A 20,600-nucleotide genomic window follows, 5' to 3' on the forward strand; every position below is an offset into this window, starting at 1 on the left:
CTCGCACGACGAACGTCGCGGGGCAGCGGCGTGCCCTCGTCCAACTATTCCAGGCCGCCCGGATTCCGTCGACGTGGGCGGCACCCGGCGAGTCAGTACTCGATGATCCGAGTGACAAACGGCGTCATGCCGGGAGTGCGCACGGGGCTGACGGTGACCTTGCCGGCGATGCTGGACGCCTCCAGCATCTGACCATTGCCCAGATACATCGTGACGTGCTGGCCGCCGCCGGGACCGTAGAAGATCAGGTCGCCGCGTTTGGCCTGCGACGGCGGCACGTGCCGGCCGGCGTTGTACTGGTCGCCGGAAAACCGCGGGATCAGCACACCGACCCCGGCGAAGGCGTAGCGCATCAGGCCCGAGCAGTCGAAGCCGACGGTGTCTGCGCCCGAGTCCACGCCCTTGCTGGGCCCGTTGAGGCTGCCGCCACCCCACGAATACGGCACCCCCATCTGCGACGACGCCCGCCGGATCACATATTCGACGGCCTGGCGGCCATAGACCCGCGGAATCTTACCTGCAGTGGTGTTGGTGTTGTTGCCGCCCAAGTTGATCCCTAGCCCGCCGAGGAACTGCCGCCCCAGGTCCATCGTCGTCTGGGTGGCCTGGGCAGTGGCGTTCAGCGAGGCGTTGGCGATGGCGAGCGGATCCCCCGGCGCGCCGGCACTGATCACCGGCGGCAGCGTCGGGTCCCAGCCACCGTCCTCCGCCGCAGCGGGACCAGCCAGGCCGAGCAGCAGCCCGATCACCACCAATGTCACCCCAGCGAGGCGCGAAACCCTTTGTCGCATAGATCCTTTCACGGTCAGTACTCGATGTAGCGGACCACGTAGGGCGTCATGCCGCTGGTGCGAACCGGCGCGACCCGGACCTTCAAACCGACATCCGGCGCTTCGAGCATCTGGCCGTCGCCGAGGTAGATCGTGACGTGCTGGCTGCCGCCCGGCCCGTAGAAGATGACGTCACCGCGGCGCATCTGCGACGACGGGATCTTGCGGCCGAGGTTGTACTGCGAGCCCGAGTAGTGCGGCAATTTGATGCCCACGCCGGCGAACGAATAGAGCACCAGGCCCGAGCAGTCGAAGCCGACGGTGTCGGACCCGGAGCCGATTCCGCGGCTCGGTCCCGCCGCGTTACCGCCACCCCAGGAGTACGGCACACCCAACTGCGACAGGCCGCGGCGGATCACGTATTCGGAGGCCTGCCGTCCGTAGACGCGCGGGATTCGGCCGTTGGTGATCCCGGTGTCGTCGGGCTTTAGGATGCCCATCTGCTGGAGGAATTTCTTCCCCATGTTGGCGGTGACCTGCGACGACGTCGCCGAAATGCCCAGGATCGTGTTGATGACGGCGATCGGGTCGCCCGGAACGTTGGCGCTGGGCACCATCGGCAAGGTGGGGTCCCACTCGCCGTCCCACTGCCCGGGGTTGTGGGCCCGCGGCGATCCCGCCGCCGGGGCGCCCGGGTCCCATCGGTCCCCGGGGGAAGACGCCGCCCGCGGGCCGGTGCCGGTTCCGCCCCCCGGCGCCGACCAACTGCGGGCGGCGTCAAGTCTGGCCCGGGCCGCGTCGCGCTCGGCGCCCAGGCGGTTGACTTCTTGCTGCTGTGCGGCGAACGTGCGGTGCGCGTTGGTGAGCGCTGCCACCGCCGCGTCCTGGCTGGACTGCGCGTCGGCGGCGGCCTTGTCGGCTTTCTGCTTGGCCAACCGCGCCGCCGACTCCTTGTTCACCTGCTCGGTACGGGCCCGCTGCAGGTTCTCCATCACTCGCTGGGAACTGGCGGACAGGGTCTTGCCCGCCGTGGCGGTGGCAATGATGTCGTCTGGGCCGGCGGCGGTCAGGTAGCTGTCCGACGGGCCGTTGACGTAGGTGGCCGCGGCGAACCTGTCGAAACGCTGCTGCGCCGCGGCGATCGCCGCGTTGGCCTCCTTGACTCCCTGCTGGCTGGCTTCGACGTCGTGTTGGGCGGCGGCGGCGTTGTCACGCGCGGTTTCCACGTCGACCAGCGCCTTGTTGACGCTTTCCTGTTCGGCTTTGATTGCGGCGCTGAGGTCTTGCAGGCGCTGGTTGGCCTTGGCGACGTCGGCGATCAGCGCGCCCAGCGTGTCCGGTCCCGCGCCCGGATCCGCCGTCGCCAGCCCCGGCGTGCACAACACCGTGAGCGCACAGAGGCTGGCGGCCAAGCGAGAAAGCGAGCCGCGGCGGAAGCGTCTCATTAGTCTCCTATGGCTCAACGCGGGACGGTCGGCGTCGGCCCCAGATGGCACTGGAAGCGCGGTTAGAACGGAAGCATCACTTGCACCGTAAGTCACAGGAGTCTCTATTGAAACTTTAGTAACAAATTACAGGTCTGTAATTGAAATGATTGTGACCCAATGGTGACCTGAGGAGTTTGCTGTCAGAAGCCCTTGGCAACGCTCCTGATGTGCGTATAGCGAGCTAGCTGCTCTGTTCGGCGTTCTGGGCCGGTGTCTCGGTGTCTTCGGCTTGCGTTGCTGCGCGCCGGGCCCGCAGTTGCAGGACCCGGGTGCCGACAGCGGCCGCCGCCACCACGATCAACAGCACGATTGTGAAGGCCGTCCAGGGAAACTGCGGGGTGTTGAGCTGATGCAGGAAATTCTCCGCGGAGACCACCGGGTTGCCGGTCTTGGCGTTGTCTTCACCGATCTCCAGCGTGGACCGCGGAAAGTGTGTGCTGTACGAGCCGACGTGCGACGGGCTGAGCACCAGCACCGTGGCGTCGGGATGGTCGGACCCCACGACGGTGGCGACGTCGCGCAGTGGGGGGTCGTTGGGCGGGTTGTGGTCGAGCACGACGATCTTGAGGTCGATGCCGTCGGCGCGGGCCTGGTTGACCACCTGCAGCAGCCCCGGCGCGACATCCGGTGGCGCGCTGACCCCTTCGAAGTCGACCTGCGCCCGGACCAGTGCCAGACACTGATCGGGAGGGGTGGACGGGTCGAGGCCGACGGTGCCGCAGATCTCGCCCGGGATGTACAGCGGCGCGTGCGGGGTGGTCACGGATCAAGACCGTACCGCCTTTGCTGATCGCCTGACAGCGCGGTGGCGACCGGACAAGACTGAGGCGCATGGGTGGGCGTCAGAATGCAGGACAAGCGTACTGTTAAAGTGGCACCGACCGCCGGCACAGCCCGTCGCCGCCAAGGAACTAAATCTCGGGAGTTGATGTGAGCAACAAGGATTCGGTGAATTCGTTCGAAGCCCGCAACACCTTGAAAGTCGGCGACGACAGTTATGCGATCTATCGCCTCGACGCGGTGCCCGGCACCGAGAAACTCCCCTACAGTCTCAAGGTCCTTGCCGAGAACCTGCTGCGCAACGAGGACGGCAGCAACATCACCAAGGACCACATCCAAGCGATCGCCAACTGGGATCCCAAGGCGGAGCCCAGCATCGAAATCCAGTACACGCCGGCGCGGGTGGTGATGCAGGACTTCACCGGCGTGCCGTGCATTGTCGATCTGGCCACCATGCGCGAGGCTGTCGGTGAGCTGGGCGGCAATCCCGAGAAGGTCAACCCGCTGGCCCCGGCCGATCTGGTGATCGACCACTCGGTGATCGCGGACCTGTTCGGCCGCGCCGACGCGTTCGAGCGCAACGTCGAGATCGAGTATCAGCGCAACGGCGAGCGCTACCAGTTCCTGCGCTGGGGGCAGGGCGCCTTCCAGGACTTCAAGGTGGTGCCGCCGGGGACCGGGATCGTGCACCAGGTCAACATCGAATACCTGGCCAGCGTGGTGATGGAGCGCGAGGGGGTGGCGTACCCGGACACCTGTGTGGGCACCGACTCGCACACCACGATGGTCAACGGCCTGGGCGTATTGGGTTGGGGCGTGGGCGGTATCGAGGCCGAGGCCGCCATGCTCGGGCAGCCGGTGTCGATGCTGATTCCGCGGGTGGTCGGTTTCAAGCTGACCGGTGAAATCCAGCCCGGCGTGACGGCCACCGACGTCGTGCTCACCGTCACCGAGATGCTGCGCAAGCACGGGGTGGTCGGCAAGTTCGTCGAGTTCTACGGCGAGGGCGTGGCCGAGGTGCCGCTGGCCAACCGCGCGACGCTGGGCAACATGAGTCCCGAATTCGGTTCTACCGCAGCGATTTTCCCGATCGACCAGGAGACCATCGATTATCTGCGGTTCACCGGTCGCAGCAATAAGCAGCTTGCGTTGGTCGAGGCATACGCCAAGGAACAGGGCCTGTGGCACGACCCGGCGCACGAGCCGGCGTTCTCCGAGTACCTCGAGCTGAACCTGTCCGACGTGGTGCCCTCGATCGCCGGGCCGAAGCGCCCGCAGGACCGCATCGCGCTCTCGGATGCGAAATCGGCGTTCCGCCAGACACTTCCGAACTACGTCGGCGACGACCCACAGAAGGAGGAGTACTCCAAGCTCGACGAGGTGGTCGACGAGACGTTCCCGGCCAGCGACCCGGGGCAGGTGTCGAACGGCCACGCCGACGACCATGTGCACTCCGCCGCCGCACACGCGAAGGGCCGCACCAGCAACCCCGTGCCGGTCAAGTCCAAGGAACTCGGCGAGTTCGTGCTCGACCACGGCGCGGTGGTGATCGCCGCGGTCACGTCGTGCACCAACACCTCCAACCCGGAGGTGATGCTGGGGGCCGCGCTGCTGGCGCGCAACGCCGTGGAGAAGGGGCTGACCTCCAAGCCGTGGGTCAAGACCACGATGGCGCCCGGCTCTCAGGTGGTGCACGACTACTACGAAAAGGCCGAGCTGTGGCCGTATCTGGAGAAGCTCGGCTTCTACCTGGTCGGCTACGGCTGCACCACGTGCATCGGCAACTCGGGGCCGCTGCCCGAGGAGATCTCGAAAGTGATCAACGACAACGATCTTTCGGTCGCCGCCGTGCTGTCGGGCAACCGCAACTTCGAGGGCCGCATCAACCCGGACGTGAAGATGAACTACCTGGCTTCGCCGCCGCTGGTGGTCGCCTACGCGCTGGCCGGCACCATGGACTTCGACTTCGACGCGCAGCCGCTCGGCACGGACAAAGACGGCAACGACGTGTTCCTGCGTGACATCTGGCCGTCCCAGAAGGACGTGTCCGACACCATCGCATCGGCGATCAACCAAGAGATGTTCACCAAGAACTACGCCGATGTGTTCAAGGGCGACGAGCGGTGGCGCAACCTGCCGACTCCCAGCGGCAACACCTTTGAATGGGACCCGGATTCGACGTATGTGCGCAAGCCGCCGTACTTCGAGGGGATGTCGGCCGAGCCGCAACCGGTCGGCGACATCACCGGCGCACGGGTCCTCGCGCTGCTCGGCGACTCGGTGACCACCGACCACATCTCGCCGGCCGGCAGCATCAAGCCGGGCACTCCGGCGGCGCAGTACCTCGACGAGCACGGCGTGGCCCGCAAGGACTACAACTCCTACGGCTCGCGGCGCGGCAACCACGAGGTGATGATCCGCGGCACGTTCGCCAACATCCGGCTGCGCAACCTACTGCTCGACGACGTGGCCGGCGGGTACACACGCGACTTCACCCAGGATGGCGGGCCTCAGGCGTTCATATACGACGCCGCGCAAAACTATGCGGCGCAAGACATTCCGCTGGTGGTGCTGGGCGGCAAGGAATACGGCTCGGGCTCGTCGCGGGACTGGGCGGCCAAGGGCACGATGCTGCTGGGCGTGCGTGCGGTGATCGCCGAGTCGTTCGAGCGCATCCACCGCTCCAACCTGATCGGCATGGGTGTGATCCCGTTGCAGTTCCCCGAGGGCAAGTCGGCCGAGTCGCTCGGACTTGACGGCACCGAGGTGTTCGACATCACCGGGATCGAGGCGCTCAACGACGGCAAGACACCGAAGACGGTGCACGTCAAGGCGTCTAAGGACGGCGGCAAGCCGGTCGAGTTCGACGCGGTGGTGCGCATCGACACCCCCGGCGAGGCGGACTACTACCGCAACGGCGGCATCCTGCAGTACGTGCTGCGCAACATGCTGAAGTCCTAGGGCGCGTGTGCCGAAGGTCAGCCAGGACCATCTGGCGGCCCGGCGCCGTCAGATCCTCGACGGCGCCCGCCGCTGCTTCGCCGAGTACGGCTATGACAAGGCGACGGTGCGACGGCTCGAACAGGCCATCGGGTTGTCACGCGGTGCGATCTTTCACCACTTCCGCGACAAGGACACGCTGTTCTTCGAGCTGGCCCGCGAGGATGCCGAGCGGATGGCGGCTGTCGCGTCGCGGGAGGGCCTGATCCAGGTGATGCGCGACCTGCTCGCCGCACCCGACCAGTTCGATTGGCTTGTCACACGTTTGGAGATCGCCCGCAAGCTGCGGAACGACCCCGCGTTCAGCCGCGGCTGGACCGAGCGCTCGGCGGAGCTGGCGGCGGCGACGACGGATCGGCTACGCCGGCAAAAGCAGGCGGGGCGGCTGCGCGACGACGTGCCCAGCGACGTGCTGCAGTGCTACCTGGACCTGGTACTCGACGGGCTGGTGGCGCGGCTGGCGTCCGGCGAAGACCCGCAACGCCTTACGGCCGTGCTGGATCTCGTCGAAGGTTCGGTGCGCCAGGGCTAGCCCTCCCGGCGCGAGCGTGCGCAAAATGCCGTCAAAACCGCCTGTTTCACGTGCATACGCGCACGCTCGCGGGCTAGCGCGCCGAGCGGGTTCGGTGGTTGGGACCACCTCGGCTGCGCATCGACGTTCCCGACTCGCGAAGCATGCTGTGGATCGACCCGTACGATCTGCCGGTGGACGCCACCAGCTTACGGATGCTGGCTCCGCCCTCGTAGGCGTGACGCAACTCGGCCAACAGCTGTTCGCGCGGTTTCTTCGATTTCCTCATCGGCGCCTCCCCGCTTCATTGGGAACCGAACCCCTCCTGGCTAAGCGTAGGAAGCGACCGTCGGCGTCGGACCGATTTCACGAAATCGCTGTCAGGCCAACTCGATGAGATCCCGGTATTCGTCGGACCAGTGGTCCTCGGTGCCGTCCGGCAGCAGCACGACTCGTTGCGGATCGAGCGCCTCGGCCGCTCCGGGGTCGTGGGTCACCAGTACCACCGCGCCGGTGTAGCTGCGCAGCGCGTCGAGCACCTGCTCGCGCGACGCGGGGTCGAGATTGTTGGTGGGTTCGTCGAGCAGCAACACGTTCGCCGTGGACGCCACCAGACCGGCCAGCGCCAGCCGGGTCTTTTCGCCACCGGACAGCGTGCCCGCGAACTGGTCGAGCTGCGGGCCGCTGAACATGAACGCGCCGAGCAGCCCGCGCAGATCCTGCTCACCGGAATCGGGTGCGGCGTGGCGGATGTTCTGCCACACCGTCACGGTGTCGTCGAGGGTGTCGTGCTCCTGCGCGAAATAGCCGATTTTCAAACCGTGTCCGGGTTCCAGCGCTCCGGCGTCGGGCTGTTCCACGCCGGCCAGCAGCCGCAGCAGCGTGGTCTTGCCGGCGCCGTTGAGTCCCAGCACCACCACCCGCGAACCGCGGTCGATTGCCAAGTCGACGCCGGTGAACACCTCCAGTGACCCGTAGGTCTTGGTCAGTCCTTTGGCCACCAGTGGGGTGCGCCCGCACGCCGCCGGAGTCGGGAATTTGATCCGGGCCACCTTGTCGGCCACGCGCTCTTCGTCGAGCGCGGCCATCATCCGGTCGGCGCGGCGCAGCATGTTCTGCGCCGCAACGGCTTTGGTGGCCTTGGCGCCCAGTTTGGCCGCCTGGGCCCGCAACGCGGCGGCTTTGCGTTCGGCGTTGGCGCGTTCGCGTCGGCGGCGCTGCTCGTCGGTGGCGCGGGCGTCGAGGTACTTCTGCCATCCCATGTTGTAGACGTCGACTTCGCCGCGCACGGCGTCAAGGAACCATACCCGGTTGACGACGGCGGCCAGCAGATCGACGTTGTGGCTGATGACCACCAGCCCGCCGGTGTGGGCGCGCAGGAAATCGCGCAGCCAGCCCAGTGAATCGGCGTCGAGGTGGTTGGTGGGCTCGTCGAGCAACAGCGTCGTCGCCGACCCGGCGCCGGTGTCGGACGCGGCGAACAGGATGCGCGCCAGTTCCACCCGGCGGCGCTGCCCGCCCGACAGTGTGCGCAGCGGCTGGGTCAAGACCCGTTCGGGCAAGCCGAGACTCGCGCAGATCCGGCCCGCTTCGCTTTCGGCGCCGTAGCCGCCGAGCGCGGCGAATCGCTCCTCGAGCTGGCCGTAGCGGCGTACCGCACGGTCGCGTGCGTCGTCGTCGGCGACCTCGGCCATCAGCGCCTGCTGCTTTTCCAGATCGGTGAGCAACGTGTCCAGCCCGCGCGCCGAGAGCACCCGGTCCCGCGCCAGCACGTCGAGGTCGCCCTCCTTGGGATCCTGCGGCAGATAACCGATCTCGCCGGTGCGGGTCACCGATCCGGCGTAGGGCTCGGCTTCGCCGGCCAGGATGCGCAGCGTGGTCGTCTTGCCGGCGCCGTTGCGACCGACCAGCCCGATCCGATCGCCGGGCTGTATCCGCAGGGCCGCGCCATCGGTGGAGAGCAGCGTGCGCGCGCCAGCGCGGACCTCGAGGTCCGTTGCCGTGATCACGGTCACTCTCCTTGCTAACTTGTCCGGCTCCTCCTCATCGCGCTCCGCGCTCTGCATCGTCGCCGGACGGCTTGTTACGGCTTGTCGTCGGTGAACACCGCCGGGCGTTTCTCTGCGCGCGCGGCGACCGCTTCCTCGAAGTTGGCGGTGAGCAGACGAACAAAAAGCTGTCCCAGGCCTTCGGCCTGCATGTGCCCTTCCAGGCTAGCGGCGTCCAGTCCAGTCCATAGTGTGCGTTTGGTCAACTCGATTCCGGGCCGGGAGAACGCGGCGATCCGCTCGGCCATCGCGTAACAGGTGTCCAGCAGCTGGTCGTCGGCAACGTGGCGGGAGACCAGGCCGATCCGTTCGGCTTCCTCGGCGTCGACGTCGCGGCCGGTGAGCATCAGCTCGAAGGCCCGCGACGTGCCGATCGCGCGCGGCAGCAGATAGCTCAGCCCGAGTTCGCTGGCCGTCAGCCCGTTGTTGATGCCCGCCGCCCGAAAATAGGCGCCGGATGAGGCGATCCGGATGTCACACGCCAGCGCCAGGCACAGGCCCCCGCCGATTGCCGCGCCGTTGACCGCGGCGATCACCGGCTGGTGCAGCCGCCGCAGCGCGAGGATGACGTCGTCGAGAATCTCCATCGAGCGCAGGGCGTACGTCGGCCGGGTCAGCCCCTGGACGTGCGGCACCTCGCCCGCCGACTTGTGGTCGGCACCGGACGAGAATCCACGGCCCGCGCCGGTCAGCACGACCACCCGCACCGAGTTGTCGTAGGTGATCTTTTCCAGCGCCGCCTTGAGCGGAACCATGACGTCGAACGCCATGGAGTTCATCCGCTCGGGCCGGTTGAGGGTGATCAGCGCGACAGCCGGTCGCGGATGTTCAACGAGTACGTAGCTCACCCGCTGAAGGTAGCGCTGGGCCATCTGGCGGCGACCCGCGGCGCCCGGCTTCGCCGCGCTTGCGATCGCCGCTAGCTCTGGCCGTCGCCCTCCTGAGCGGCGATCGCGGCGTCGATGTCGAAGTCCTTCACCTTTTGCACCAGTTCTTCCAGTGCGGCCGGCGGCAGCGCGCCCGGCTGGTTGAACACCAGCTTGCCCTTCTTGAAGGCCATCAGTGTGGGGATGGACCGGATGTCGGCGGCCGCGGCGAGCTGCTGCTCGGCCTCGGTGTCGACCTTGGCGAAGACGACGTCGGGGTGTTTCTCCGACGACGCCGCGAACGTCGGCGCAAACGCCCGGCACGGTCCGCACCACGACGCCCAGAAGTCGACAAGAACGATGTCGTTGCCGTTGATGGTGTCGTTGAACTGCTCAGCAGTGAGGTCTCGGGTAGTCACCCTCTGCCCAACGTCGGGGGCCGCCGCGATGTTCCGAGCGTCAGGTCAGGTAGTCGTAGTCGCCGCGGACCCAGGCGGCGTGCCGGGCCGCCGAGCGCCGGACTGCGGCCTGGCCGTCGCTGTCGATGGAGTTGGTGAACAGGCCGTAGATGCGGTCGAACCGCAGCTCCGCCAGCGTGTCGGCGATTCGCAGCACCACCGCCGCGGACAGCGGCAGCCGGTTGGGGTAGCTGCGCAGGAAGCCGACCGTGCGCCGATCGGGATTGGGGAAAACGGTGTCACCGACCAGCAGCACGCCGCGGCCGTCGGCGCCGTCGCTCCAGCAGGCGACCGCGCTGCCGGGAAAATGCCCGCCGACGCGGACCACCGACAGCGAGGGCGTCAGCTCCAAGGTGTCCGACCACTGCTGGATCACCGGGTCGCGGCGCATCACCCAGTCGGCGTCGGCGGCGTTGACGTACACCGGCACACCGCCGAGCCGATGACTCCACTCCACTTGCGCGCCGTACATGTGCGGATGGCTGGCAACGATCCCGACGACCGGGCCGCGTTCGCTCACCGCCGCGATCGCGGCGTCGTCGAGAAAGCCCGACGGATCCCACAACACGTTGCCGCCGTTGGTGCACACCAGCTTTCCCACTTGCCCGATGCCCAACGCCGGCGAGCTGCCGACACCGATAAGACCGTCCTCGACCACGGTGACCTCGGAGCGCATGCCCTCGGCGGCCAGCTCCTCCAGTGTCGCCCACTGCTGACCCTCGGCGGGAACCCACTGCCGCTCGTCGGCGCAGATCGCGCAAACCGCCGACGCGGTCGCATGCTCCACGCCGCACGTTCTGCACAGCCAGAACATGGCACAACTCTATTCGCGGCCCGGTTCACCGCTGATTGTGGGATTCTTGGCTGTGATCCCGCACAACCGTCGACCGGCTCGGCTCACGCTCGGCGTGGTGGCCACAGCGACCGTCTTGGCGGTCGCCGCATGCGGCGGCTCCGATCATGGAACCGCAGGCAAACCCGGCACCTCGACCAGCGCGACGACAAGTGCGACGAGTTCCGCATCCAAGCCGCCGCCCTCCGTCGGTCACGACCACGTGGAAGGCATGGTCCGCTCCGTATCGGCCGACACGATCGAGCTCACGCAGCGTGATCGGAGCGCGGCGACGGTCGACTTCACACCGACGACGATCATCACCGAGCTGGGTCCGGCCCAGCTGACCGACGTCACCCCGGGCAGCTGCGTCGACGCCGAGCCCACCGCACAGACCGGTCCCCCGCTCCCCGCGCAGTCGGTCGTCGTCAGCCCGTCCGAAGGCGGCAATTGCCCACCACCGCCGGGCGAGCCGCCCGCCGGTGTCTCCGGGACGGTCACATCGGTTACGGGCAATACCATCGGCGTCGACAGCACCGACGCCGCCGGCAAAACCACGCACACCGATGTGGCTGTCAGTGACTCGACCACGTACCAAAAGCATGCCGTCACCAATGCGCAAGGGATCCAGAACGGTAAGTGTCTGGCGGCGCAGGGCACGAAGGACGGCGGCGTGCTGCACGCGGACAGCATCGACCTCGAACCGTGCCCGGCGATGGGCCAACCGCACCACCACTTCCACATCCCCCGCCTGCCGCACGTGCATCACCACTAGCGCCGGGTCTGCTCGCGAGCCGGAAGCCAGGGGGCGTCAATACGACCGCGGCAGCCCGAGGCTGTGCTGGGCGATGTGGTTGAGGATCATTTCGCGGGTGATGGGCACCGTCTTGAACAGGCGGACGAATTCGTACATGTTGGCCAGCGCGACCTCGCGGGTGAAGCCGCTGCCACCGTGCACCTCGATGGCCTGGTCGACGCAGCGGATCGCCGCGTCGGCGGCCAGGAACTTGGCCATGTTGCTGGCCTCCCCCGCGTCGGTTCCGGTGTCGTAGCTCTCGGCGGCGTGCCGGGTCATCAGCCGGGCCGACTCCAGCGCAATCTTGGCTTCGGCCAACGGATGTGCGACGCCCTGATGCGCGCCGATGGGCACCTGCCACACCCGGCGTTCGCGGGCGTAGGTGACCGCCTTGTCCAGCGCGTAGCGGCTGACGCCGTTGCAGATCGCGGCGATGATCACCCGTTCGGGGTTCATGCCGTCGAATGCGACGCGCAACCCGTTGCCCTCGCCGCCGACGAGCCGGTCCGCCGGAACCGCCACATTGTCGAAGAACACCGTGAACGACTTGTCGGTGATCTCGAAAGTCATTGGGATGCGGTGCATGTCGATGCCCGGCGTGTCGCGGTCGACCAGGAACAGCGACAGCTGTGCGCGACCACGCGCGTCGGTGCCGGTGCGGGTGACCACCAACAGAGCGTCGGCTTGGTCGGCGGCGGTGATGAAGGTCTTCTGTCCGGTGATGTAGTACTTGTCGCCGTCGCGGCGCGCGGTGGTGGCGAGCTGATGCGAGTTGGAGCCCGCGTCGGGCTCGGTGATCGCGAACGCGACCTTGAGGGTTCCGGCGGCCATCGGCGCCAGCCACGCTCGCTTCTGTTCGTCGGTGGCATGCCGGGCCAACAGACTGCCGACGATGCCCGGCGAGATCATCAGCATGATCTGCGGACAGCCCGCAGCGGCGGCCTCTTCCGCGACGATGTTCATGGCGGACAGCCCCATTCCGCCGCCGCCGTACTCCTCGGGCAGGTTCACGCCGACGAACCCGCCGGCGGCCAGCGCAACCCACAGCTCGGTGGGGTGCTGCAGGGTTTCGCTGCAGTGGGTGAAGTAGTCGTTGCCGAAGCCGGCGACGATGCCATGAACCGACGCGCGTAACTCGGCTTCCTCGAAGGCGTTGAGCATCAACGGAAGTCCATCCAGTGTCCGTGGGGAGTGAAACCCAGCAGGAAGGGGATCTCGATGCGGCACACCGGTCCTGCGGTGATGTCGTCGGTGTCGAAAATGACGTATTCGCCGAGGTTTTCGGTCCACCGCGACACCGGCACCATCAGGTAGCCATCGCCTTCCCGCGCGTCGGGTGTCCGTGGCACAAAAGTAGGCTCCATCACCACCGCCGGGCGCTCGTGGCGTAGCCGGTACTCCTGCTCGTCGCCGGAGTGCAGGTCGCGCACCACCAGGCTGTGCATGCGCATGCCGTTGCCTTTGGCGTCGCCGCCGATCAGGTATCCCCACCGGTGCCCGCGCCCGTAAAACCGTTCGTCGACTTTGGGCAGCTCGCAGGGGCGGTCGTCGAGGAGCTCGGATTTCACGCTGCCGGTGGACAAGTCCACCGTCCAGCGCCCGAGCGCGCTGCGCGCCAGGTTGAAGAACAACGAGACGTCCTCGCCCTCGAACCGGTCGATGTCGAGCGGGAACGGCGGCCGCTCGAAGACCGGCGCGTCGAGAGTCAGGGTGTCGTCGGTGACCTCGGCTGCCAGTGTGTGCATCATGTACTGCGGCTCGATTTCGGCGGTGATCCAGCGGATTTCGCCGTGCTCGACGTCGTCGCGGGGCACCAGCGCCAGCATGGTCGGCAGGTCCGGGTTCCAGCCGTGCACCGGCAGGCCCCGCTCGATGCGGTCCGGGTCGAAGACAAATCCCTGGAACGGCAACACCATCCACTGCGGGGTGAGCCACATGTCGTGGACCTCCGAGGAATACGGCGCATCCCAGAGCTCGCGGGAGTTCACCGTGCCGTCCGGTTGCACCACGTGCACGGTGACATACGGTTTGCGGTTGCTGTACGCCCAGCCGTACAAGGTGCCGTTGTCCCACTTCGGATGTGCGGTGAACGCCGCGTCGCCGTAGCCGGCCGGGTCGAAGATGCCGCGAGACAGCTGCGGCGACCACGGCACGATGCCACGAGTCTCCAGCGTGATCGGGTCCAGCGCCACGGGTGGGCTGCCCTGTTCGCCCGACGCGAGGATTTCGCCGCCGAACGGAAAACAGTTGATGTTGTTGGTGCCCTGGGGAATTCCGCGGGTGTACTTGTCCGGGATCGCCGCGCCGAAGCCGATGTTGCGCCAGTCGGTCCACTCTCCGTCGGTCCAGCAGAACATCCCACGACCGTGCCGCTCCTCCAGCAGGTACTTGGGTGTGCGGATCCAGCGGTTGCGGAAATCGGCGCGGCCGCCCTCGAACGTCAGCCCCTGCACCATGCCGTCCATTGCCAGCAGGCCGTTGCCGCCCTGCTTTGTCGGCCGTTTGAACGTCGGGCCCACCCGATAGAAGCCGCCGCACAGTTCGGTCGGGATTTCTCCGAACGTGGTGACGCAGTCTTCGACGGTTGCCTCGAATCGCATCGGCCGAAACGCGCCGCGAAGGACCGCGGCGTCGGGCACCATGACCATGGCAACTTAGTATACTAAGTTGCGTGACCGCAGCCAAGGCATCCCGCGCACCCGACCTGGTGGCCGCGACCCTGCGTCGCCGGATCCTGTCCGGCGAGCTGGCCCCCGGCGACTCCCTGCCGCCGGAAGCCGAGCTGGTCAGCCAGCTGGGGGCCAGCCGCGAGACCGTCCGCATGGCGCTGCGGCTGCTCGACGCGGAGGGGCTGACCACGACCAGCCAGGGGCGCAGCGGTGTGCGCATCCGCCACCCCGAACCCGAGAGGGTCGCCCGCTCGCTGGTGCAGCTGCTCACGCTGACCGGTGCGACGTGGGGTGACCTGCTGGCATTCCGCAAGATGCTCGAGCCGGCCGCCGCGGCGCACGTCGCCGAGTACGCCTCCGCCGACGAACGGGCCGCGCTCGCCGCCGTCGCCGATCGCGGGATAGCCCCGGACGGCACCGGCTATCACGAATTCCACGAACTGCTGGTGCGCGCGAGCGGAAACCCCTTGTTGACAACGATTTTGGCGGCCGTCGAGCAGGCTGTCCGGTGGGCGGCCGCCGAGCAGGACATCACTCAATTCGACCGCGACGAAGCCGCCAAGTCGCATCGCGCGATCGCCAAAGCGATCAGCGAGCGCGACCCGCGTCGCGCCGAACACCGCATGCGACAGCATCTCGACGCCGCGCTCAAGCACGTCGAGGCGTCCGGACTGCTTGGCGCGCCGATGATCCCGCCATCGCGTTGGCGCGGCGACAACAGCGACCTGCCCTGGCGCTAATAAACCTGTGCCCAACAGTCTGTCCAGGTCAGACACGCGAATCCGCAGACAGGCCAGGCTCGGCGGACGATGATGTGCAGATGGGGAGCACCACGAAGTCGGCGCCGAAGCACCCGAAGGCCGACAAGAAACGCGTCCGCTTGCAGCCGAACGACGAGCCGGGCGCGCTCGACGTCGTGATGTCGACGCGCAGTCCGTTCCCGCCGATCGACGAGTACGCGTTCCTGTCCGATTGCGAGAACACCTGTCTGATCGCCCCGAACGGCGCCGTGGAGTGGATGTGCCTGCCGCGCCCGGATTCACCGAGCGTCTTCGGCGCCATCCTCGACCGCAGCGCCGGGCATTTCCGCGTCGGGCCGTACGGCCAGAACGTCCCGTCGCTGCGGGTGTACCGGCCCGGTGGACTGATCGTCGAGACGACGTGGCAGACCGAGACCGGCTGGCTGACGGTCCACGACGCCCTGGTGATGGGCGCATGGCACAACACCGACAAGCGCTCGAAGACGCATCGGCGCGCCCCGACCGACTGGGACGCCGAGCACATCCTTCTGCGGGTGATCAAATGCGTGAGCGGCACAGTGGAAGTCGAGGTGAGTTGCGAACCGGCCTTCGGCTACCACCGCAACGAAGCCAAGTGGGCATACACCGGGCAGGTTTACGAGGAGGCGACGGCGACCTGCGCCGGCGACGGTGATTCGTATCCGACGCTCAAGCTCACCACCAACCTGCGGCTGGGCATCGAAGGGCCGGAGGCCAATGCCCGCACCCGGATGGTCGAGGGTGACGAGGCCTTCGTCGCGCTGTCGTGGTCTCCGCTGCCGGCGCCACGAACCCAGGAGGAAGCGGCCAAGAAGATGTGGCAGACCTCCGAATGCTGGCGGCAGTGGATCACGATCGGCAAGTTCCCGGACCACCCGTGGCGGGGTTACCTGCAGCAGAGCGCGCTGGCGTTGAAGGGCCTGACCTATGCGCCCACCGGCGCGCTGATGGCCGCGTCGACCACGTCGCTGCCGGAAACGCCTGGGGGCGTGCGGAATTGGGACTATCGTTACGCGTGGGTGCGGGACTCCACCTTTGCGCTGTGGGGCTTGCATTCGCTGGGGCTGGACCGCGAAGCCAACAACTTCTTCCATTTCCTGTCCGACGCCGCGGTCGACGAGGACGGCAACGCGCAGACGCTGCAGGTGATGTACGGCGTGGGCGGCGAGAAGACGCTCACCGAGGAGGAACTGCCGCACCTGTCCGGGTACGACGGCGCCCGCCCGGTGCGGATCGGCAACGGCGCCTACAACCAGCGCCAGCACGACGTCTGGGGCACCATGCTCGACTCGGTCTATCTGCATGTGCGGCCGCGTGCCCACGTGCCGGAACGGCTGTGGCCGATTCTGAAAAGACAAGTCGAAGAAGCGATCGAAAACTGGAGGCTGCCCGACCGCGGGATCTGGGAGGTCCGCGGCGAGCCGCAACACTTCGTGTCCTCCAAGGTGTTCTGTTGGGCCGCACTGGATCGCGGCGCGAAGTTGGCCGCGATGCACAACGAAAAGGAATACGCCACAAAGTGGAGCAGCATCGCCGACGAGATCAAGGCGGACGTGCTGGCGCACGGCGTCGACGACCGTGGAGTCTTCACCCAGCGCTACGGCGATCCCGCACTCGACGCGTCGGCGTTGATGATTCCGTTGCTCCGTTTCTTGCCGCCGGAGGATCCTCGGGTGCGGGCCACGGTACTGGCGATCGCCGATGAACTGACCGTCGACGGCTTGGTGTTGCGGTACAAGGTCGAAGAAACCGACGACGGACTCGTCGGCGAGGAAGGTACGTTCACGATCTGCTCGTTCTGGCTGGTGTCGGCATTGGTGGAGATCGGCGAATTCACCCGGGCCAAGCAGTTATGCGAACGCCTGCTGGCATTCGCCAGCCCGCTCAAGCTCTACGCCGAGGAAATCGACACCCGTACGGGGCGTCACCTGGGCAACTTCCCGCAGGCGTTCACTCATCTGGCGTTGATCAACGCCGTCGTGCACATCATCCGCGCCGAGCAGGACATGTTGAGCACGGGCGAGTTCGCGTAATGAGCTTTCAGTCCTTGCCGCGCCAGACCCGCTCGAAGGGCAGCCGCCACGCCCGCGGCGCGATCAACTGGTGGATCGCGTTGGGTCCCCAGGAGCCGGCGTCGTAACTGCGTACCGGCGGCGGATCTTCCAGCAGCGGCTCGGACACTTCCCATAGGCGCTCGATGCCCTCTGCGGTGGTGTAGAGGGTCCGGTCGCCGTGCATGGCGTCGAGAATGAGCCGCTCGTAGGCTTCGAGCACCTCTTCGGCGTGACCGGTCTCCTGCATGGCGAACTGCAGGCTCAGCTTGTCCAGCTTCATGCCGGGGCCGGGCCGCTTGCCGTAGAACGACAGCGACATCTTCGCCACGTCGGCCAGGTCGAAAGTCAAGTGATCCGGACCATGTTGTCCCACACCGGATCCCGGGGGGAACATGCTCTTCGGCGGCTCGTGGAACGCGATAGAGATGATCCGCTGTCCCTCCGCCATGGCCTTGCCGGTGCGCAGATAGAACGGCACTCCCGCCCAGCGCCAGTTGTCGATCTCGCATTTGAGCGCGATGAACGTCTCGGTGTCGGACTCCGCCGACACGCCGGGTTCATCCCGGTAGCCTTTGTACTGCCCGCGCACCACCTCGTCGGGATCCAGCGGGCGCATCGAACGGAACACCTTGTTCTTCTCGTCGGTGATCGCGAGCGGCGCCAGCTCGGTCGGCGGCTCCATCGCGACGAACGCCAAAATCTGGAACAGGTGGGTGACCACCATGTCCCGGAATGCGCCCGTCGACTCGTAGAACTTTGCACGCCCCTCGAGGGTGAGCTTCTCCGGCACGTCGATCTGAATGTGGTCGATGAAATTCCGGTTCCAGATCGGTTCGAACAACCCGTTCGCGAAGCGGAACGCGAGAATGTTCTGTGCGGGCTCCTTGCCGAGGAAATGGTCGATCCGAAAGATCCGTTCTTCCTCGAATCGCTTGTGAATGGCCGCATTCAGTTCTTGCGCGCTCTGCAAATCCGTGCCGAACGGCTTCTCCATGATCACCCGCGAATGCTCTACCAAGTCCGCCTGGTAGAGCGTTTCCAGCACAGCCATCGCCGCCGACGGCGGCACGCTCAGATAGTGCAGCAGCCGGGCGTTACCGCCGAGAGCCTCGAGCTGCTCGCGCACCGATTTCGCCAGACCTTCCGGGCCCGCGTCCTGGGGCACATACACCAAGTTCTGGGTGAATTGCTCCAACTGGTCGTCGGTGGCTTTGCGTCGGGCGAATTCCCGGCAGGCCTTGTCGGCCAGCCTGCGAAAGCCGTCGTTGTCGAGATCGTCCAGCGACGTGCCGACGATGCGGATTTCCGGAGCGAGGTTCGAACAGGACAGGTGATACAGACCGGGCAGCAGCTTGCGGCGCGCTAAATCGCCTGTGGCACCGAACAAGACGACGACATGCGGCTCTGCCTTTTTGCCCGTCTCCTTGGCCCCCCGGCCCTTTGCGGGATCGGTCACAGCCCCAGCGTAGTCACGTCAGGGGATGCGGCGAGGAGAAAACGGTGGTTCAGACCGTGAAGCCTAGGGCGCGCAGCTGGTCGCGACCGTCGTCGGTGATCTTGTCCGGGCCCCACGGCGGGTTCCACACCCAGTTGATCCGCAGCTCGTCGACGAGACCGGCGCCGATCAGCGCAGTCCGCGACTGGTCTTCGATGACGTCGGTCAGCGGGCAGGCCGGCGACGTCAGCGTCATGTCGATCAGCGCGACGGTGCCCTCCTCCCCCTCTTCCAGGTTCAGGCCGTAGACCAGACCCAGGTCGACGACGTTGATGCCCAGTTCGGGGTCGACGACGTCGCGCATCGCCTCCTCGATGTCGGCGAGCAGCTCGTTATCCGGTGCGGCGGTCTCGCTCATCCCTCACCTCCTCTGCGCTGGCCCGGGCCAGTGCATCCTTGAAAGCCATCCAGCCGAGCAGCGCGCACTTCACCCGGGCCGGATACTTGGCGACCCCGGCAAACGCGATGCCGTCACCCAGGATCTCCTCGTCACCTTCCACAGTGCCACGCGAGGACACCATCTCCGTGAACGCGGTGACGATCTTGATCGCCTGACCGACGCTTTGGCCAATCACCTGCTCGGTGAGCACCGAGGTCGCGGCCTGGCTGATCGAACAGCCCTGCCCGTCGTAGGAGACGTCGGCGATGCGCTCGCCGTCGTCGGACAGCGCCACTCGCAGCGTCACCTCGTCGCCGCAGACCGGGTTGACGTGGTACACCTCGGCGCCGAACGGCTCCCGCAGCCCCCGGTGCTGCGGATGCTTGTAGTGGTCGAGGATCACGTCCTGATACATCTGCTCGAGACGCATCGTCACGCTCCGCCAAAGAAGTCCAGGGCACGTCGGACACCGGCCACCAACCGGTCCACCTCGTCGGGCGTGTTGTACACCGCGAACGACGCCCGCGCGGTCGCGGCCAGCCCGAAGCGGCGGTGCAGCGGCAGCGCGCAGTGGTGCCCCACCCGCACCGCGACGCCCTCGTCGTCGAGCACCTGCCCGACGTCGTGTGCGTGGACACCGTCGACCACGAACGACACCGGTGATCCACGGTGCTCCATGGACCGCGGCCCGATGATCCGCACGCCGTCGATGCCCGACAGGCCCTCGATGGCGGCGGCGGTCAATTCGCGTTCGTGGTTCTCCACCGCGTCCATGCCGATGTCGCCGAGGTAGCGTGCGGCCGCGGCCAATCCGACGACCTGCGAGGTCATGGGGGTGCCGGCCTCGAAGCGTTGCGGCGGGGGCGCGTACGTGGACGCTTCCATCGCCACGTTCTCGATCATCGACCCGCCGGTCAGGAAGGGCGGCATGTTTTCGAGAAGCCTGCTGCGCCCGTAGAGCACTCCGATCCCGTTGGGCCCCAGCATCTTATGCCCGGAGAACGCGGCGAAGTCGACGTCGAGGGCGTGGAAGTCGACCGGCTCGTGCGGCACCGATTGACAGGCGTCCAGCACGGTCAGCGCGCCCACCGCTTTAGCGCGCTCGACCAGTTGGGCGACCGGCGCGCGCGCTCCGGTGACGTTCGAATGGTGGCTGAATGCAACCACTTTGACGTTCTTGTCGAGTTGTAGCGAATCCAGGTCTATGCGTCCGTCGTCAGTCACGCCGAACCAGCGCAAGGTGGCGCCGGTACGACGGGCTAACTCTTGCCACGGCACGAGGTTGGCGTGGTGTTCGAGCTCGGTGGTGACGATAACGTCGCCCGGCCCGACGGCGTGCTCGAAGCGGTTGTCGCCCAAGGTGTAAGACACCAGGTTGAGTGCCTCGGTGGCATTCTTGGTGAACACCAGCTCGTCGGGGTCGGCCCCGACGAATGCCGCGATGTCGGCGCGGCCCTGCTCGTAGGCGTCGGTGGCCTCCTCCATCAGCTGGTGCGCGCCGCGGTGCACCGCGCCGTTGGAGGTGATCAGGAACTCCCGTTCGGCGTCGAGGACCTGCACCGGGCGCTGCGACGTGGCGCCGGAATCCAAGTAGGCCAGCTGTTTTCCGCCCCGCATCACCCGTTTGAGAATCGGGAAGTCGGCGCGGATCGCAGCGACGTCGAGTGGAGCCATGG

The 20,600-nt window shown here is 66.9% G+C and carries 19 protein-coding genes; 5 read left to right on the forward strand and 14 right to left on the reverse strand.

What is annotated here, in order from left to right; all coding sequences use genetic code 11:
• Positions 1-92: 92 nt before the first annotated feature.
• The 3 genes from ripB to AWC14_RS26720 all read right to left on the reverse strand — a co-directional run bounded on the left by ripB (position 93) and on the right by AWC14_RS26720 (position 3,020).
• Positions 93-791, reverse strand: coding sequence for an NlpC/P60 family peptidoglycan endopeptidase RipB (gene ripB / locus AWC14_RS26710; protein ID WP_045375362.1), 699 nt, complete (start codon positions 789-791; stop codon positions 93-95).
• Positions 792-805: 14 nt separating this feature from the next.
• A complete protein-coding gene (ripA, locus tag AWC14_RS26715; RefSeq protein ID WP_057003429.1) occupies positions 806-2,215 on the reverse strand; it encodes an NlpC/P60 family peptidoglycan endopeptidase RipA in 1,410 nt (469 codons plus the stop codon).
• A 223-nt stretch (positions 2,216-2,438) separates the two neighbouring features.
• Positions 2,439-3,020: an Rv1476 family membrane protein gene (locus tag AWC14_RS26720; RefSeq protein ID WP_162835648.1), complete on the reverse strand. Its 582-nt coding sequence runs from the start codon at positions 3,018-3,020 to the stop codon at positions 2,439-2,441.
• Positions 3,021-3,187: 167 nt separating this feature from the next.
• Between AWC14_RS26720 and AWC14_RS26725 the strand changes: the two genes are divergently transcribed.
• On the forward strand, positions 3,188-5,998 hold the full coding sequence (locus AWC14_RS26725; protein WP_162267219.1) for an aconitate hydratase: 2,811 nt from the start codon (positions 3,188-3,190) through the stop codon (positions 5,996-5,998).
• A gap of 7 nt (positions 5,999-6,005) precedes the next feature.
• A complete protein-coding gene (locus AWC14_RS26730) occupies positions 6,006-6,569 on the forward strand; it encodes a TetR/AcrR family transcriptional regulator (RefSeq protein ID WP_045375366.1) in 564 nt (187 codons plus the stop codon).
• Positions 6,570-6,642: 73 nt separating this feature from the next.
• Here the strand turns inward: AWC14_RS26730 and AWC14_RS26735 are convergent, their stop codons facing one another.
• The 5 genes from AWC14_RS26735 to AWC14_RS26755 form a co-directional block, all read right to left on the reverse strand.
• The gene (locus AWC14_RS26735) at positions 6,643-6,837 is read right to left on the reverse strand and encodes a helix-turn-helix domain-containing protein (protein WP_045375368.1); all 195 of its coding nucleotides are present in this window, start codon (positions 6,835-6,837) and stop codon (positions 6,643-6,645) included.
• Positions 6,838-6,928: 91 nt separating this feature from the next.
• On the reverse strand, positions 6,929-8,557 hold the full coding sequence (locus tag AWC14_RS26740; protein ID WP_045375409.1) for an ABC-F family ATP-binding cassette domain-containing protein: 1,629 nt from the start codon (positions 8,555-8,557) through the stop codon (positions 6,929-6,931).
• Between the two features lie 74 nt (positions 8,558-8,631).
• Positions 8,632-9,468 (reverse strand): enoyl-CoA hydratase, encoded by an 837-nt coding sequence (locus AWC14_RS26745; RefSeq protein WP_142281851.1) that lies wholly within the window; start codon positions 9,466-9,468, stop codon positions 8,632-8,634.
• A gap of 47 nt (positions 9,469-9,515) precedes the next feature.
• Positions 9,516-9,881 (reverse strand): thioredoxin, encoded by a 366-nt coding sequence (trxA, locus tag AWC14_RS26750; protein ID WP_045375370.1) that lies wholly within the window; start codon positions 9,879-9,881, stop codon positions 9,516-9,518.
• Positions 9,882-9,921: 40 nt separating this feature from the next.
• Positions 9,922-10,734 (reverse strand): MBL fold metallo-hydrolase, encoded by an 813-nt coding sequence (locus AWC14_RS26755; RefSeq protein ID WP_045375372.1) that lies wholly within the window; start codon positions 10,732-10,734, stop codon positions 9,922-9,924.
• Here AWC14_RS26755 and AWC14_RS26760 point away from each other — a divergent pair.
• Entirely contained in the window at positions 10,733-11,527 is a 795-nt protein-coding gene (locus AWC14_RS26760) for a DUF5666 domain-containing protein (protein WP_235215838.1), read from the forward strand. The genes AWC14_RS26755 and AWC14_RS26760 overlap by 2 nt on opposite strands.
• A 36-nt stretch (positions 11,528-11,563) precedes the next feature.
• Here AWC14_RS26760 and AWC14_RS26765 read toward each other — a convergent pair whose 3' ends face one another.
• Both AWC14_RS26765 and AWC14_RS26770 read right to left on the reverse strand, forming a co-directional pair.
• A complete protein-coding gene (locus AWC14_RS26765; protein WP_045375373.1) occupies positions 11,564-12,709 on the reverse strand; it encodes an acyl-CoA dehydrogenase family protein in 1,146 nt (381 codons plus the stop codon).
• Positions 12,709-14,196 (reverse strand): carotenoid oxygenase family protein, encoded by a 1,488-nt coding sequence (locus AWC14_RS26770; protein ID WP_202814350.1) that lies wholly within the window; start codon positions 14,194-14,196, stop codon positions 12,709-12,711. The genes AWC14_RS26765 and AWC14_RS26770 overlap by 1 nt, the downstream gene beginning before the upstream one ends.
• A gap of 23 nt (positions 14,197-14,219) precedes the next feature.
• On the opposite strand from AWC14_RS26770, the gene AWC14_RS26775 reads away from it, so the two are divergent.
• Together AWC14_RS26775 and AWC14_RS26780 are read left to right on the forward strand one after the other, a co-directional pair.
• Positions 14,220-14,957 carry a FadR/GntR family transcriptional regulator gene (locus AWC14_RS26775; RefSeq protein WP_052425511.1) on the forward strand — a complete coding sequence of 246 codons (738 nt, stop codon included), beginning with the start codon at positions 14,220-14,222 and terminating at the stop codon, positions 14,955-14,957.
• A 179-nt stretch (positions 14,958-15,136) separates the two neighbouring features.
• Positions 15,137-17,029, forward strand: coding sequence for a glycoside hydrolase family 15 protein (locus tag AWC14_RS26780; protein WP_057003434.1), 1,893 nt, complete (start codon positions 15,137-15,139; stop codon positions 17,027-17,029).
• A gap of 7 nt (positions 17,030-17,036) precedes the next feature.
• Here the strand turns inward: AWC14_RS26780 and zwf are convergent, their stop codons facing one another.
• The 4 genes from zwf to AWC14_RS26800 are packed head-to-tail and all read right to left on the reverse strand — an operon-like array spanning position 17,037 to position 20,598.
• Positions 17,037-18,506, reverse strand: coding sequence for a glucose-6-phosphate dehydrogenase (zwf, locus tag AWC14_RS26785; RefSeq protein ID WP_045375375.1), 1,470 nt, complete (start codon positions 18,504-18,506; stop codon positions 17,037-17,039).
• Between the two features lie 49 nt (positions 18,507-18,555).
• Positions 18,556-18,903, reverse strand: coding sequence for a metal-sulfur cluster assembly factor (locus tag AWC14_RS26790; protein ID WP_045375377.1), 348 nt, complete (start codon positions 18,901-18,903; stop codon positions 18,556-18,558).
• Positions 18,878-19,360 carry a Fe-S cluster assembly sulfur transfer protein SufU gene (sufU, locus tag AWC14_RS26795; RefSeq protein WP_142281852.1) on the reverse strand — a complete coding sequence of 161 codons (483 nt, stop codon included), beginning with the start codon at positions 19,358-19,360 and terminating at the stop codon, positions 18,878-18,880. Before sufU ends, AWC14_RS26790 begins: the two co-directional genes overlap by 26 nt.
• Positions 19,357-20,598, reverse strand: a complete 1,242-nt coding sequence (locus AWC14_RS26800; RefSeq protein ID WP_045375380.1) for a cysteine desulfurase — start codon at positions 20,596-20,598, stop codon at positions 19,357-19,359. Before AWC14_RS26800 ends, sufU begins: the two co-directional genes overlap by 4 nt.
• Between the last annotated feature and the right edge of the window lie 2 nt (positions 20,599-20,600).

It is taken from the genome of Mycobacterium kyorinense (assembly GCF_002101735.1).
GTDB lineage: Bacteria > Actinomycetota > Actinomycetes > Mycobacteriales > Mycobacteriaceae > Mycobacterium > Mycobacterium kyorinense.

Coding starts and splice junctions, on each gene's coding strand:
- ripB (WP_045375362.1), bottom strand. CDS start 791: ATGCGACAAAGGGTTTCGCGCCTCGCTGGGGTGACATTGGTGGTGATC.
- ripA (WP_057003429.1), bottom strand. CDS start 2,215: ATGAGACGCTTCCGCCGCGGCTCGCTTTCTCGCTTGGCCGCCAGCCTC.
- AWC14_RS26735 (WP_045375368.1), bottom strand. CDS start 6,837: ATGAGGAAATCGAAGAAACCGCGCGAACAGCTGTTGGCCGAGTTGCGT.
- AWC14_RS26745 (WP_142281851.1), bottom strand. CDS start 9,468: ATGGCCCAGCGCTACCTTCAGCGGGTGAGCTACGTACTCGTTGAACAT.
- AWC14_RS26760 (WP_235215838.1), top strand. CDS start 10,733: ATGGCACAACTCTATTCGCGGCCCGGTTCACCGCTGATTGTGGGATTC.
- AWC14_RS26755 (WP_045375372.1), bottom strand. CDS start 10,734: ATGTTCTGGCTGTGCAGAACGTGCGGCGTGGAGCATGCGACCGCGTCG.
- AWC14_RS26765 (WP_045375373.1), bottom strand. CDS start 12,709: ATGCTCAACGCCTTCGAGGAAGCCGAGTTACGCGCGTCGGTTCATGGC.
- AWC14_RS26770 (WP_202814350.1), bottom strand. CDS start 14,196: ATGGTCATGGTGCCCGACGCCGCGGTCCTTCGCGGCGCGTTTCGGCCG.
- AWC14_RS26780 (WP_057003434.1), top strand. CDS start 15,137: ATGTCGACGCGCAGTCCGTTCCCGCCGATCGACGAGTACGCGTTCCTG.
- AWC14_RS26790 (WP_045375377.1), bottom strand. CDS start 18,903: ATGAGCGAGACCGCCGCACCGGATAACGAGCTGCTCGCCGACATCGAG.
- AWC14_RS26800 (WP_045375380.1), bottom strand. CDS start 20,598: ATGGCTCCACTCGACGTCGCTGCGATCCGCGCCGACTTCCCGATTCTC.